At 58.9% G+C, this 14,685-nt stretch carries 10 protein-coding genes and 2 rRNA genes; 10 read left to right on the forward strand and 2 right to left on the reverse strand.

The window, feature by feature from the left end; all coding sequences use genetic code 11:
• The first annotated feature begins 2 nt into the window (after positions 1-2).
• From rrf (QMX84_RS19485) to QMX84_RS19495, 3 genes are all read left to right on the forward strand, one after another.
• Positions 3-118: ribosomal RNA gene (gene rrf, locus QMX84_RS19485) — 5S ribosomal RNA — on the forward strand.
• Positions 119-224: 106 nt separating this feature from the next.
• A 5S ribosomal RNA gene (gene rrf / locus QMX84_RS19490) occupies positions 225-340 on the forward strand.
• A gap of 271 nt (positions 341-611) precedes the next feature.
• A complete protein-coding gene (locus tag QMX84_RS19495) occupies positions 612-2,492 on the forward strand; it encodes a methyl-accepting chemotaxis protein (protein ID WP_282364566.1) in 1,881 nt (626 codons plus the stop codon).
• Between the two features lie 47 nt (positions 2,493-2,539).
• Here QMX84_RS19495 and QMX84_RS19500 read toward each other — a convergent pair whose 3' ends face one another.
• Positions 2,540-3,238 carry a GntR family transcriptional regulator gene (locus QMX84_RS19500; protein ID WP_262126067.1) on the reverse strand — a complete coding sequence of 233 codons (699 nt, stop codon included), beginning with the start codon at positions 3,236-3,238 and terminating at the stop codon, positions 2,540-2,542.
• 287 nt (positions 3,239-3,525) lie between these two features.
• Here QMX84_RS19500 and QMX84_RS19505 point away from each other — a divergent pair, with 287 nt between their 5' ends.
• From QMX84_RS19505 to QMX84_RS19535, 7 genes are all read left to right on the forward strand, one after another.
• The gene (locus QMX84_RS19505; RefSeq protein WP_282364567.1) at positions 3,526-5,148 is read left to right on the forward strand and encodes a glycosyltransferase family 39 protein; all 1,623 of its coding nucleotides are present in this window, start codon (positions 3,526-3,528) and stop codon (positions 5,146-5,148) included.
• Positions 5,149-5,248: 100 nt separating this feature from the next.
• The gene (locus QMX84_RS19510; RefSeq protein ID WP_048366941.1) at positions 5,249-5,680 is read left to right on the forward strand and encodes a MarR family transcriptional regulator; all 432 of its coding nucleotides are present in this window, start codon (positions 5,249-5,251) and stop codon (positions 5,678-5,680) included.
• Positions 5,677-7,767, forward strand: a complete 2,091-nt coding sequence (locus tag QMX84_RS19515) for an FUSC family protein (protein ID WP_282364568.1) — start codon at positions 5,677-5,679, stop codon at positions 7,765-7,767. Before QMX84_RS19510 ends, QMX84_RS19515 begins: the two co-directional genes overlap by 4 nt.
• Positions 7,764-7,973 (forward strand): DUF1656 domain-containing protein, encoded by a 210-nt coding sequence (locus QMX84_RS19520; protein WP_048366939.1) that lies wholly within the window; start codon positions 7,764-7,766, stop codon positions 7,971-7,973. The genes QMX84_RS19515 and QMX84_RS19520 overlap by 4 nt, the downstream gene beginning before the upstream one ends.
• Positions 7,970-8,872 (forward strand): HlyD family secretion protein, encoded by a 903-nt coding sequence (locus QMX84_RS19525; protein ID WP_048366938.1) that lies wholly within the window; start codon positions 7,970-7,972, stop codon positions 8,870-8,872. The genes QMX84_RS19520 and QMX84_RS19525 overlap by 4 nt, the downstream gene beginning before the upstream one ends.
• Positions 8,869-10,314 carry an efflux transporter outer membrane subunit gene (locus tag QMX84_RS19530; protein ID WP_282364569.1) on the forward strand — a complete coding sequence of 482 codons (1,446 nt, stop codon included), beginning with the start codon at positions 8,869-8,871 and terminating at the stop codon, positions 10,312-10,314. Before QMX84_RS19525 ends, QMX84_RS19530 begins: the two co-directional genes overlap by 4 nt.
• Positions 10,315-10,622: 308 nt before the next feature.
• Positions 10,623-12,104 carry a YdgA family protein gene (locus QMX84_RS19535; RefSeq protein ID WP_282364570.1) on the forward strand — a complete coding sequence of 494 codons (1,482 nt, stop codon included), beginning with the start codon at positions 10,623-10,625 and terminating at the stop codon, positions 12,102-12,104.
• Positions 12,105-12,160: 56 nt separating this feature from the next.
• Here QMX84_RS19535 and QMX84_RS19540 read toward each other — a convergent pair whose 3' ends face one another.
• Positions 12,161-14,614: a TonB-dependent receptor gene (locus QMX84_RS19540; RefSeq protein ID WP_282364571.1), complete on the reverse strand. Its 2,454-nt coding sequence runs from the start codon at positions 14,612-14,614 to the stop codon at positions 12,161-12,163.
• Positions 14,615-14,685 lie beyond the last annotated feature (71 nt).

The following is a 14,685-nucleotide window of genomic DNA, read 5'->3' on the forward strand; positions in this document are numbered from 1 at the left end:
TTCTTGACGACCATAGAGCATTGGAACCACCTGATCCCATCCCGAACTCAGTAGTGAAACGATGCATCGCCGATGGTAGTGTGGGGTTTCCCCATGTGAGAGTAGGTCATCGTCAAGATTAAATTCCGAAATCCCTGTCTGCTCACGCAGACGGGGATTTTGTTTTTATAGAAGTACCAAGTTTTCGCAGGCTCGTTAGCACTAACGGATCTGTCACAGAATTTCTTGACGACCATAGAGCATTGGAACCACCTGATCCCATCCCGAACTCAGCAGTGAAACGATGCATCGCCGATGGTAGTGTGGGGTTTCCCCATGTGAGAGTAGGTCATCGTCAAGATTGAATTCCGAAACCCCTGTCTGCTAACGCAGACAGGGGTTTTGTTTTTGCGCGACGTAAATTCCCAAACGTCCCAATAATTCCTCAGACCATTCCCACATCCACGACGGCACGTTCGTCGGATCACATAAATAGCTTCCACAAACCGCTAATTTTTCAGCCTCTGATGCCGACAGCCTGTTGAGCAAGTCGGTTGGGCCTGATCGGCTGCCTGATTCCCCAAGCATGCTTCAACCGGCATCCATCCTTTCGGCATAAGAAGTCCCATGCTATGAATCTCAAGTTCAGTCATAAAATTCTTCTGGCCGCTTCAGGCGTCGTCGTTTTAGCGTTTGCGTTGTTCGCCTTGTACAACGACTATCTGCAGCGCAACACCATCAGGCAAGACATCGACTCCTCAGTGGCGCAAGCCGGCAACCTGACCGCGAGCAGCATTCAGAACTGGTTGAGCGGTCGCATCCTGGTATTAGAGAGCCTTGCCCAAAACATCGCCCACCAAGGCGATCAAGCCGACCTCGCCGGGCTCATTGATCAGCCTGCACTGACGTCAAACTTCCAGTTCACTTACATCGGTCAGGCCAATGGCGTATTTACTCAGCGCCCTGACGCCAAGATGCCAGACGGCTATGACCCGCGTGAACGGCCTTGGTACAAGCAAGGCGTCCTGGCAGACAAAACAATGCTTACGCCGCCCTACATGGCAGCTGTAGGCGGTCTGATCGTCACCATCGCCATGCCGGTCAAAAAGAACGGTGAGTTGTTGGGCGTTGTCGGAGGCGATTTGAGCCTGGATAGCCTGGTCAACATCATCAACTCAGTAGACTCCGGCGGCTTGGGCTACGCCTTCTTGGTGAGCGGTGATGGCCAGGTCATTGTCAGCCCCGAAAAAGACCAAGTGATGAAGAACCTGCGGGACATCTATCCCAGCAGTTCTTTAAAGATTGAAAAAGGCATTCAAGACGTGATGCTCAATGGCCAAGAGCGGATCATCTCGTTTACCCCGGTCACCGGTTTGCCTTCTGCAGACTGGTACATTGGTCAGTCACTGGATAAAGAAAAGGCCTACGCGTCGCTCACCAAATTCCGGACTTCGGCACTCATCGCAACGGTGATTGCTGTGGCAGTGATTGCGCTCCTGTTGAGTCTGCTGATTCGTGTACTGATGCGTCCGCTGACGACCATGGGCCGCGCCATGCAAGACATCGCGCAAGGTGAAGGCGACCTGACGCGGCGTCTGGCGATTGAACACAAAGACGAGTTTGGCGAACTGGCCGGCTCCTTCAACCAATTCGTTGAGCGTATTCATGCGTCCATTTCCGAAGTGTCCTCGGTCACTCGACAAGTCCATGATTTGTCCGAGCGTGTAATGAGCTCGTCCAACGCCTCCATCGTCGGTTCTGACGAGCAAAGCGCACGCACCAACAGTGTCGCCGCTGCCATCAATGAGCTGGGCGCTGCAACCCAAGAGATCGCACGCAATGCCGCCGATGCCTCGCAGCATGCCAGCGGCGCGAGTGAGCAGGCGGATGATGGCCGCAAAGTGGTCGAACAGACCATTCAGGCCATGTCCGAGCTCTCGCAAAAGATCAGCGTATCCTGCGCGCAGATCGAAACCCTCAATGCCAGCACCGACAACATTGGTCACATACTTGATGTGATCAAAGGGATCTCCCAGCAAACCAACTTGCTGGCCCTCAACGCGGCCATTGAGGCTGCGCGTGCGGGGGAGGCGGGTCGTGGGTTTGCCGTCGTGGCGGATGAGGTGCGCAACCTCGCTCATCGCACTCAGGAGTCGGCAGAAGAGATCCATAAAATGATCACCTCACTGCAAATCGGCTCTCGCGAGGCGGTAAGCACCATGAATGCCAGCCAGATTTCCAGCGAAGACAGCGTAGAAGTGGCCAACCAGGCCGGTGCCCGTTTAATCAGCGTGACTCAGCGTATCGAAGAAATTGACGGCATGAACCAGTCGGTAGCCGCTGCCACGGAAGAGCAGACCTCCGTGGTCGAAAGCCTCAACCTGGATATCACCCACATCAACCTGCTCAATCAGCAAGGTGTGGCCAACCTTAACGAAACCCTCAAAGATTGCGATGCGCTCTCGCAGCAAGCCAGCCGCCTCAAGCAACTGGTCGACAGCTTCAAAATCTGAGCCCCACCGCCCTCAATAAGTTATTCACAGCCCTGGCATTCAATATGTCAGGGCTGTTTCGATTTCTGGTCCTGGAGATAGCGAATAATCGCATTAACCCCGCGCTGCAGATGCTGCTCCAGTTCGTTGACACACGCCTCCACATCCCTCGCCCGGGCATGCCGCAGCAGCGCCCGATGATCGTCCTGAGGCAAACTGCCCAGGCCCATCTGCTCAAGGTTAAAGCGCAAAAAGCGCTCCTCTTCCACAAGCCCCGTTTCGATCAGTGCCAACAGTTTCTTGTTAGGAGCTTTACCGTAAAGCGCTTGGTGAAAAAGCCGATTGAGCGTGCCGATTTTTCCGAAATCCGTTTCGACCTCAAGCGCATCGATGCAAGCCGACGCGGCCTTGAAATCCTCTTCGTCAAGCAATGGCAATGACAAGCGCAGAGCCTGCGCTTCCAGTAAAAACCGTAGCGCGTAGGTTTCCAGCGAATCATCCTGAATCAAAGGTGCAACCACCGCGCCTTTGTATTGGACGACCTGCAGCAACCCCTGGGCTTCAAGTTGGCGCAGGGCTTCACGAACCGGCATGCGGCTCACACCAAACAAAGCCGCCAGGGCCTGCTGTCTAATGGCCGTCCCGCAGGGCAAGCGCCCATCGAGAATAGCGTTGCGCAGCGACTCTTCAATCACTGACCGCGCCAGATGCGCTGGAATCGCCCCGTGTACTTCAATACTGCTTAATAAGTTCTTTTTGACGGTCACGTTGACGCTACCCGCTGTGGACATTCAGCACGTTGATTTGGATCCAATTTACGTTAGGCACTGACTCTATTTCTGTCAAACCTTGTAACGAATAGGCGATGATAACGATGTGCCCATCGTGAGCGCGCTAGTCTAACGCGGCGGTAAGCCAAGAGATTACAAAGGCTTCCACTGTTTTTTCTGGAGCTGTTCCGAGTGGACGGTTCCCCTTTTCCTGTGGTTTGTGCCCTACAATCGCGACAGTTAATACGGCTCCAGTCGTAGTCTTCATGCACAGCAGGTGAAACATGGGCGTTCTCAGTAATAACGATGTCAACGAGCAACTGTTTCAACGCCCTGAACCGTCCCGCCATGCACTGACTCAACTGTTTCTCCAGCCGTGGCTGTGGTGCCTTTTGCTGGTGGCCACGGCCGTGCGGTTTTACGGCTCAACCAGCTCGTCCATCTGGTGTGACGAAGGCTCCAGCTTGATGCTGAGCAACTACTCGCTCAGCAGCATCTGGTTTCATGCCGCACATGATGTTCACCCACCGCTGTATTTCATGCTTCTGCATGGCTGGATAGGCGTGTTCGGTGACAGCCTGGCCTCGATCCGTGCCCTGAGCGTTTTACCCGGCATCGCCACGGTGTTTCTGGGCATGTGGCTGGTGCGACTGGTCGCGACCCAAAGGGCTGCGTTGCTGGCAGGCATCCTGTTGGCGTTGTTGCCGACAGCCGTGCGCTACAGCCAGGAAGTGCGCATGTATTCGCTGCTGGGCATGTGGCTGATCGGTGCAACCATTGCCTTGATCTACTGGGTCAAAAACCCCGATAAAACACGCTATCTGGCCATCTACGCGGCGCTGATGACCGCGGCGTTCTACACCCACTACTTCACTGCTTTTTGCGTCATGGCGCACTGGCTGTACCTGCTGCTACTGAGCACTCGTCACAGTGCAGCGGGCAACGTGATCAAGCGGCCGACCTGGTGGCTGGCCAACGCCGGCATCGTCATCTTGTTCCTGCCCTGGCTGCCGGGCCTGGTGGATCTGCTGCAACACATGCATGAGCTAAAAGCCGGTGGCGATGTGGGCTGGGAGCCGCCTGTCGATGCGCGCTCTTTACCGGCCATGGTCTGGCAGCTTCTGACACAAGACGAAGGCGATACCCTGCCTTGGCCGGTATTTTGGCTGGCCCCCCTCGCGCTATTTGCAAGCGTGATCTGGATCGCCGTGCGCGATGCATCCCCTTATAAATTTCACGCGCTGATTGCGATCTACACCTTGCTGCCGATTCTGGCGATTTACGCCCTGTCGTTTATCTCGCCCATGTTCATTGAGCGCTACGTGAGTTTTGCCGCGCTGGGCTTGCCATTGCTCGTCGCCATCGCAGTAGACCGCCTGCTTGTGCACAAACGCGTTATAGCAATTGCAGTGCTGGTGCTGTTCATGGGTGTTGAAAGTGTGGGCCTTCGCAGCAATTTCAGCAGCGACGCCGACCACTTTGACCAACTGGTTGAGCACGTGAATCAGCAGTTCCTGCCCGGTGACCGAATCATCGTCAGCGATCTGTTCTGGTACTTCAGTTACGTTTACTACAACAAAACCCCAGCCCAACCCATGCTCTACACACCGCCCACGCCAGACGGTGTCTCCGGGCGGCCGACGGCCTATGGTTTCGGAACGCTGGTAAACGAGGACGGCGCCAAGATCTACGTTGATCATCTGGCCGACGTACCCGCCGCCCCAGGGCGCATCTGGCTGATCAGCAGCAGCGTGCAGCCGGACGACTTCGCGCCCATTCCGTCCGGGTGGCACAAAACCCAGGATCTGACCATCGATGACACCCAGGTTCGACTATATTTGACCTGCGGCGCCACTGATTGCGGCGCTGATCTGCTCATAAAACAGACAACAGGTCAGCAGAATTAATTCGTAACACTTGACTGTGATCATCTGGCCGAGCAGTATTAATAGTTAGCAAACTAACATTATGTGATGTCTCTTGCCTGACTCTCTAGATCAACTCCAAATGAGCATCAGCACCGGTATGGTGGTTGCGACCCGTCATTGGCGTCGCGTCTGCCAGACCACGCTGGTCAACTTCGGCATCTCCGAAGCCTGCGCCATGCCGCTGCTGATAATCGGCCGCTTGGGCGAGGGCGTGCGGCAAGTCACCGTGGCCCAGGCGGCGGGCATGGAAAGCCCATCACTGGTGCGCCTGCTCGATCAGATGTGCAAGGCCGGCTACGTTGTGCGCAACGAAGACGCCAGCGACCGCCGCGCCAAAACCCTGAGCCTTACGCCCGTCGGTCGTACCTTGGTGCAGTCCATTGAAGCCCAGTTGGTACAACTGCGTCGTGCAGCATTGGCAGATATTTCAGTCGCTGATCAAGAAGCCGCCTTGAGAGTGATCAAAGCCTTTGAAGCCGCTGGCCAACTGCCTGACGGAGCGGCGTCTTGAACGGCTTTTTCAGCAGCATGCCGCCCGCTCGTGACTGGTTCTACGGCGTGCGGACGTTTGCCGCCTCCATGATCGCGCTGTACATCGCCCTGCTCATGGAAATGCCCCGTCCTTACTGGGCGATGGCCACGGTCTACATCGTCTCCAGCCCCTTTGTCGGCCCCACCAGCTCCAAGGCGATCTACCGCGCCATTGGTACGCTGCTGGGGGCTTCGGCAGCGGTGTTCTTTGTCCCTTTATTTGTCCAGACACCGTTTCTGCTGGTGCTGGTGATTGCGCTGTGGACGGGCATCCTGCTGTTCTTGTCATTGCACCTGCGCACCGCCAACAGCTACGTCTTCATGCTGGCGGGCTACACCATGCCGATGATCGCCTTGCCGATTGTGGATAACCCGCTCAACGTTTTTGACATCGCCGTCTCGCGTACCGAAGAGATCATGCTCGGCATCGTTTGTGCGGCCGTGGTCGGCAGCATGTTCTGGCCTCGACGCCTCACACCGGTGTTCATCGACTCATCGGCCAAGTGGTTCACCGACGCCGCCAATTACAGTCAGTATTTTTTGTCCCGCGAGGTCGACCCCGGCAAAGCCAGTGGCTTGCGCGCCTCAATGGTCTCGACCTTCAACACCCTGGAACTGATGATCGGTCAGTTACCCCACGAAGGCGCGCACCCACAAACCGTGCGCAACACCAAAGAGCTGCGCGGGCGCATGATCCACCTGCTGCCCGTGGTGGATGCCCTCGACGACGCCCTTTACGCCCTGGAGCGCCGAACCCCGGAGCTGGTCGATAAAGTCACGCCGGTGTTGCAACACGCGCGCACCTGGCTTGAAACCACCAGCGAAGGCGCCCCCGTCGAACAATGGCAAGTGCTGCGCAACGAACTGCAACACCTGCAACCCAGCGCCGAAGCCCTGGATGATCGCCGCCAGTTATTGCTCTCCAACGTGCTCTACCGCCTGGGGGAGTGGATCGACTTGTGGCAAGACTGCCGCAGCCTGCAACTGGCCATCTCCACCGGTGATCAAGCCGTCTGGCGAGCGGTTTACCGGCACTGGCGCCTGGGTCGGCTGACACCGTTTCTGGACCGCGGCCTCATGCTCTATTCCGCGTTCTCCACCGTCACGGCGATCGTCGTCGCCTGCGTGCTGTGGATTCTGCTTGGCTGGACAGACGGCGCCAGCGCAGTCATTTTGGCTGCCGTCGCCTGCAGCTTTTTCGCCGCCATGGACGACCCGGCCCCGCAGATTTACCGGTTCTTTTTCTGGACCTCGCTCTCAGTGCTGTTCGCCAGCCTGTACCTGTTCGTCATCCTGCCTAACCTGCATGACTTCCCCATGCTGGTGCTCGCGTTTGCCGTGCCGTTTATTTGCGTCGGCACCCTGACCGTCCAGCCGCGCTTTTACCTGGGCACTTTGCTGACCATCGTCAACACCGCGTCATTCATCAGCATTCAGGGTGCCTACGACGCTGACTTTCAAGTCTTTATGAACGCCAACCTGGCTGGCCCCATCGGGCTGCTGTTTGCCTTTATCTGGACCTTGATTGCGCGCCCCTTCGGTGCAGAGCTGGCGGCTAAACGGCTGACCCGTTTCAGTTGGCGCGACATTGTGCGGTTGACCAAACCCGCAACCCTGGCCGAGCACCGGCAAATGGGCGCGCAAATGCTCGACCGCTTGATGCAGCACCTGCCGCGTCTGGCCATGACCGGGCAAGACACCGGCATTGCACTGCGTGAACTGCGCGTGGCGCTGAACCTCCTAGACTTGCTGGCCTACGCCCCGCGTGTCACCGGCGGGCCGCAATTGCTGTTGCGTCAAGTGGTCAGCGAGGTGGGGGATTACTTCCGCGCCTGTTTGATGGCCGGTGAGCGTTTGACCATCCCCAGCGGTCTGCAAATGACCATGGACAGAACCCGGCGTGCGCTCAACGCCAATACCCTGCAAGACGAAAGCGATGCACGGGTTCACCTGCTGCATGCCCTCAGTGGTTTGCGCCTGGCCCTGCTGCCGGGTGTGGAATTCATTGTCGATAACGACGGCCTGCAGCACCCGCACGTGCAAGGCATTGACGGAGCGCCGCTATGATCGGAGATATCGATATCAGCGGGGTTTTCCTGCCTACGCTACTGGTATTGATGGGCATCACCTACCTGCTGTTTCTAGCGGTTCACGCGGTTCTTACGCGTCTGCACTTTTACCGCCTGGTCTGGCACCGGGCTTTGTTCAACGTCGGTCTCTACGCTCTGCTACTCGGCGTTGTGGATTCGTTTAGTCGATATTTGATGACATGAAAAAACCTTTATTGACCTTGGGCCGCGTCGTTCTCACCTTGTTGGTGGTGGCGTTTGCCTGCGTCGTGGTCTGGCGCATGACCATGTACTACATGTTTGCTCCCTGGACGCGCGATGGCCACATCCGCGCAGACGTGGTGCAAATTTCCCCTGACGTGTCGGGCCTCATCAAGCAAGTCGATGTGCGCGACAACCAGCCCGTTACGCGCGACCAAGTGTTGTTCGTCATCGACCAGGACCGCTTCAAACTGGCCCTGCGCCAGGCGCAGGCGACCGTGGCTGACCGTAAAGAAACCCTGGCCCAGGCCCAGCGTGAAAACCGCCGCAACCGGGGGTTGGGCAACCTCGTTGCGCGTGAGCAACTGGAAGAAAGCCAGTCGCGAGAAATGCGCGCACAGGCCGCGCTCACCGAGGCCGAAGTGGCCGTCGACAGCGCCCAGCTCAACCTCGACCGCACCGTGGTGCGCAGCCCGGTGGATGGCTACGTCAACGATCGCGCCCCTCGGGTCAACGAATTCGTGACCGCCGGGCGGCCCGTGTTGTCGATTGTCGACAGCAGCTCCTTCCACATCGACGGCTATTTCGAAGAAACCAAACTCGATGGCATTCACGTCGGCCAAAGCGTTGATATCCGCGTGATCGGTGACGACGCCCGCTTGCGTGGCCATGTCGAAAGCATCGTGGCCGGCATCGAAGACCGCGACCGCACCAGCGGCCAGAACCTGCTGCCCAACGTGAACCCGGCCTTCAGTTGGGTACGGCTGGCGCAACGGATTCCGGTGCGCATCGTCTTTGATGATGTGCCCGCAGACTTCCGCATGATCGCGGGCCGCACGGCGACCGTTTCCATCATCCCGGACTCGCCCAAAGCCAAGCCGGCACAGGAGAAGGCGCAATGAAAGCGGTTCGCCTGGCAGCCGTAGGGCTGGGGTTGCTGCTGGCCGGCTGCCAGATGGTCGGGCCGGACTATCACCTGCCCAAAGACGCGGCCCAGCAGCGTCCAGACCTGCAAGGCACGTTGGCGGGCGAGGGCGATAACGTCGTCTCGGCACCGGTGCCCACTGATTGGTGGAAGCTCTACCAGGACCCGACGCTGAATGAATTGGTGCGTCAGGCCATGGCCTCCAACACCAACCTGCGCGTAGCGGCGGCGAACCTTGCGCGGGCGCGTGCCCAGGTTGAACAGGCCGAGTCGGCGGGCGGCTGGAGTGGTTCGGTCAAAGGCGGCGCCCAGCGCCTGCAAGAGTCGGGCGAAGCCTTTTTGCTGGCGGATAAAGTCCCGGTGGCCAACGTCGGTGACCTGGGCATCAGCACCTCGTATCAGTTCGATTTGTGGGGCACGTTAAAGCGCGGCATTGAGGCAGCACAGGCCAACGCCGATGCCACCCAAGCCGCCGCCGACACCGCGCGCATCACCGTGGTCGCTGACGTGGTGCGTGCTTACGTGCAGGTCTGCGCCGCCAACGAAGAACTGGGCATCGCCAAAGAGTCGTTAAAACTGCAAGCGCAAACCACCGCGCTCACCCAGCGCCTGCGCGATGCCGGGCGCGGTGATGAAACCCAGGTCACGCGTTCCGAAACCCAGGTCAAATCGTTGCGCGCTGAACTGCCGCGCTATGAGGCCCAACGCCAGGCCGGGCTGTTCCGTTTGTCGATGCTGCTGGCCAAACCGCTGGACCAACTGCCTGCCCATCTCGCCACCTGTGATGAGCTGCCGCACATCGCGCAATTACTCCCTGTGGGTGACGGTGCCGCGCTGCTCAAGCGTCGCCCGGACGTGCGCCAGGCCGAACGCCACTTGGCCGCCGCAACCGCCGAAATTGGCGTGGCCACCGGCTCGCTGTACCCGGACATCAGCATCGGCGCCTCCATCGGCACGGTCGGGATCGTCGACAACCTCGGCACCGCGCCGACCAACCGCTGGGGCTTTGGCCCGCTGCTGAGCTGGACCATCCCCACCAATGGCTCACGTGCGCGAATCCGCGAAGCCGAGGCCGCCACCCAAGGCGCGTTGGCAAGCTTTGATGGCGTGGTGCTGAACGCGGTTCGCGAAACCCAGACCAGCCTTGTGCAATACACCGCTGCACTGCAACGCCGCGATGCTTTGGCCGAAGCCGATGACTCAGCCAAAAAAGCGGCCGACCAGACCCATCAGTTCTTTGCTGCCGGGCGTGAATCGTTCCTCGCAGACCTGCAAGCCACGCGCACCTACACCGATGTGCGGGCCCAGTTAGCGGCGGCCAACACGCAAGTCGCGATGAGCCAGATCGATCTGTTTCTGGCCCTGGGTGGCGGCTGGGAAAGTAGCCGTGCCCAAGCCCCGGCCGCGCCTAAACCCTGACAACACTGTCACGCAGTGGAGAGCGGCTGAGGATTATCATGTTGGCTTTAGGATGGTGCTTTTAATTACGTAGGAGAATTCTGCGCAGTCATCGGCCAAGCCAGCACGATTGTCCTCGGGGCCGCGTATTTCAGGCGCTACGCTCGCAAGCTTTACGCAATAGCGTCTACGCTGTGCGCTTGATCGGTGCGGGCGAAACGCAGCGTCGACTCGCCGCGAGTGATAACCTGCTGCCACTTTTTGGCCCATGAAGGGCTCAGTAAAGACCGCATATCTTCAACACAACGGACATTGAACGGGTCAACTTGATGAACAAACCATTAGGCGTACTGGTCGGCATTGTTGTAATCGCAGGGGTTTTGAACACGGCTGGCGCCTGGTACACCGGCACCAAGATCGAAGGCGAACTCAAGACCTCGATCGCAGAAGCCAACAAAGAAATGGCCGCTCAACTGGCCGGCTCCGCGACCCACGGCAGCATCGAACTGGTGTCCATTGAGACCCACCTCTACAGCAGCACCGCGCACTATCGCCTGACCCTTCAGGATGATGCCGAAGGTTCTGACCCGCAGCCGGTTGAGCTGTTGTTTGTCGATCACATCGAGCACGGCCCATTGCCGTGGTCGCGCATCAAGACCTTCAAGTGGGCGCCGGTCATGGCGGTCAGCAACTACGCCCTTGAGAAAACCCCCTTCACCGAAAAATGGTTCGCAGCCACCAAGGACCAGGCGCCTCTTACCGGCCAAGTCACCTTGGGCTACGGTCGTTCGGTGGACGGGCAACTGGAGTTGCTGCCCTTCGACCTTACGCTGGACGATAAAACCCGCATCAGTTTCTCGGGCCTGAACCTCAGCGCCCAAACCGATGAAGGCGCCCAGCACCTCAAAGCCAAAGGCTACATGGACTACCTCAAGCTCCAGGCCACGCCTTCCGATACCCCACCGGTATCGATCGAGCTGAGCGGGCTGACCCTGGCCAGCGACCTGAACAAAAGCACCTACGGTTTCTACCTGGGCCAGAACGTGCTGGAGCTGAGCGAGGCGCAACTGACCTCCGGCGCGGCCCAGTCTGTGCTCAAGGTCAAAAACTTTGAATACACCGGTTCCGCCTCGGCCAAAGACCGCCTGATGTCCGGGCGCCTGACCTACAGCCTGGGTGACGTCACGTTCAACGACAAGCCCGTGGGCAGCGCAGAAATGGTCATGTCTGCCAGCAACCTGGACATTCCAGCGATGCAGTCGCTGTTGCAGATCTACCAGACCAAGTTCCAGCCGCAAGCCGACGGCACCCTGCCCAAGGTGCAACTGACTCCGGCCGAAGACACCCAAGTGCAAGCCGATGTCAGCACGCTGCTGGCGGCCAAGCCGAACCTGGCGCTGGAAAAACTCAACATCAAAACCACCAATGGCGAGAGCCAACTGAGCATCGCGACCAGCCTTGCACAGCCCGCTTCGTTCGAGCTACCGCCGCTCGATGTGGTGAAGCAAATGCTGACCTCGCTCGACGCCAAACTGCAGCTGTCCAAGCCGATGATTGCTGATCTGGCGAGCGTTCAGGCGCAATTGGCCGGCCAGACCGACCCGAAACAAATCGCCCAGGTCGCCAACATGACCAGCGAACTGGCGGGCGTCATGGCGGTGCAAACCGGGCTGGCGAACGTTGAGGGCAACAACATCCTGGCGTCGCTCAACTATGCCGCCGGCGTGGTGAATTTCAACGGGGAGAAAATGAGCCTCGAAGACTTCGTCACCCTCATGGGCACACGCTTTGGCGGTGTAGCGCCTCAGTAAACGCAGTCGCTGCCACAGGCTGCGAAGGGCTTGGCCCTTTCGCAGCCTGCCTGCACTCAGTACGCCATCGACCAGGTCAAGGTGTACGTCCGGCCCCGCCCCTGGTAGTCATACAGGTACTCCGGGCCGTAAGTCGGTGAGTAGAACAACGCGGCACGCTGGCCCCAGACCGTGCTGTATTCCTTGTCCAGCAGGTTCTGGATACCGGCGCTAAAGGTGCCGAATTCTGTCTCTTGGCTGCCCATCAAATCGAACGTGGTGTAACCGCTGATCTTGTGATCAGAATCGTCCTTGAGCGTGAAGGCGTGGTTGCCCTGCAAGCGCACATTACGACCGTCCCCATGCCAGCCCACGAACGCCGTTGATTTGGACAACGACGCGTAACGGGCATCGCGCTTCATCCAGTCGCCATCGGCGTCTTCCTCTTCGGAACGCACCAGGTGCAACGTGCCGCCCGCATCCCAGCCGTTGTTGAAGTGACGGGTCAGCGCACCTTCAAAACCAAAGTCGCGGCTCTTTTTATCCACCACATCAATGGTCAGCGTCGCGCTGTCGGTGGTGATGACTTTGTCAGACCAGATGTAATACACCGCCGCCTGCGCGTCCCAGTCCACATCGGCAAAACGCCAGCCGGTTTCGACCTGACGGCTCTTGATCCCGGCCAGCGGATTGTCTTTAACGCTCAGGCCCGCCTTGCCGTAATACTTGGCCGGGTCCGGCAGGTCAAAGCCTTCGCTGTAATTGATCCAGGTCTGGTGGCCGTTCTTGAAGTCATAAATGGCGCCCAGGTTAAACAGGTTGACCGCGTAATCGTTGCTGCCACCGGGGATGCCTTTGAACACCCCCACGTCTACGTCCATTTGCTGGCGGCGTGCGCCACCGGACAACGTCAGGGCGTCGGTGAGTTTCCAGTCCGCCTGGGCATACACCGAGTGGCCGTCGACGCGGTAGCTCGGGTAGCGCGGAGCTTTGCTTTGGGTGTCCAGATCCAGCCCGCCGCTCTCGGAAGAAATGGCCGAATTGAACACGCTTTGCGTGGCGTTAAAACGCTCACGGTCCAGGTCCACGCCATAGGTCAGCTTCACGCTGTCCCACTGTTTGGCGAACAGCGCCTTGAGGCTGGTGACTTCAAAATTCTGTTGCGACGCGGCGAAGTAAACGCCGTTGACGCCTTGGGGTTTGCCCGCGTTGTAATACGGGAACGGGAAGAAATTGTTGTCTTCCTTGCGGTACGAGCCCTGCAAGTAGAAGTCCTGGCCCAGCAGGTCACTGTGGTGATAGTTGGCGTTGAACAGCAGGCGCTTGGAGCGTGGCTCAAGGTCGGTGTGGTAGCCGCTGCGGATCTCGGCATCTTCCAGATTGGACGGTGCCTTGTCGTGCAGGTTGGGGAAGTAAAGCCCGGTGTTGCCGTTGTTGCCCGAGTCGTAATACTGCGCCAGCAGGTCGAGGTCTTGCACGTCATCGAGCTTGATCGCCAGGCTGCCCATCAGGTCCAGCGTGCGGTTGTACTGCAAATCCGTCTGGGTGTTATCGATAAAGATCTGGTCGCCTTTACCGTCGTAAAACGCTTTGTTCTGCTCGCCGGAAATCCCCAGGCGGCCGTGCACCCGATCGGTCCCGCCGCTCACCGATTGCGAGATGCGGCTCGACAGGTCATCGCTCTTGTTAAAGCCGCTGGTGCCCGACACTTCGGTTTCAAACTGGGCCGGGCCGGGCGCGCCTTTTTTGGTCACGATATTGATGATCCCGCCCGTGGCGCCGCCGCCGTATAACGCGCTGGCGCCCGACAACACTTCAACCCGCTCCACGTTAAACGGCGAGATGCTGTCGAACTGCCGCGACAGGCCGCGTGAGCTGTTTTGGCTCACGCCGTCGATCATCACCAAAACGTTGCGCCCGCGCATGTTCTGGCCGTAATTGCTGCGGCCTTCGGGGGCCAGATCCAGGCCCGGCACCAACTTGCCAATGGCTTCTTTGAGGGTGACGCCGGTGTCCAGTTGCTCTTGCAGTTGCACCTGATCCACCACCCAAACCGTACCGGGAATTTCACTGATGGCGGTGCTGGTGCGCGCGCCCACACTGACTTCCAGCGCCTTGAGTTGCAGCCCTTTTGCCGCCGTGTCCGGCTTGCGCACAATCACCGTGCGCGCGTCGCTAAACTGCCAGTTCAGGCCGCTGCCTGCCAACAGGGTTTGCAGCGCCTGTTCAATGCTCATCTGGCCGTCCAGCGCAGGGCTGTGCAGCCCGGCCACTTCGGCAGAGGTAAACAACAGGTGCAAGTCAGCCTGATCAGCAAACTGCGTCAGCGCCTGGTCGAGGTCTTGGGCCGGGACGGCAACGTTGACCTGGCGGGTGCTCACCGAGGCGTTGGGCGCTGTGGCCGGTGCCGCGTGCGCGGTGGCGTGGAACGTGCCCGCCAGGCTTGCCAGCAACGTGGTGGCCATCAGCGTTTGACGCAGTCGTTGTTCGGTGGGGCGTGCGCCGCGCGGCTGTTTGATGGGCTGGACCATTGCGGTGTTAATCCTTGTCTGGGTTTTTATATCGCTAATGAGAACGGATTCGCTCTTGGTCTTAGTACGAC

It is taken from the genome of Pseudomonas sp. PS01297 (genome assembly GCF_029959305.1).
GTDB lineage: Bacteria > Pseudomonadota > Gammaproteobacteria > Pseudomonadales > Pseudomonadaceae > Aquipseudomonas > Aquipseudomonas helleri.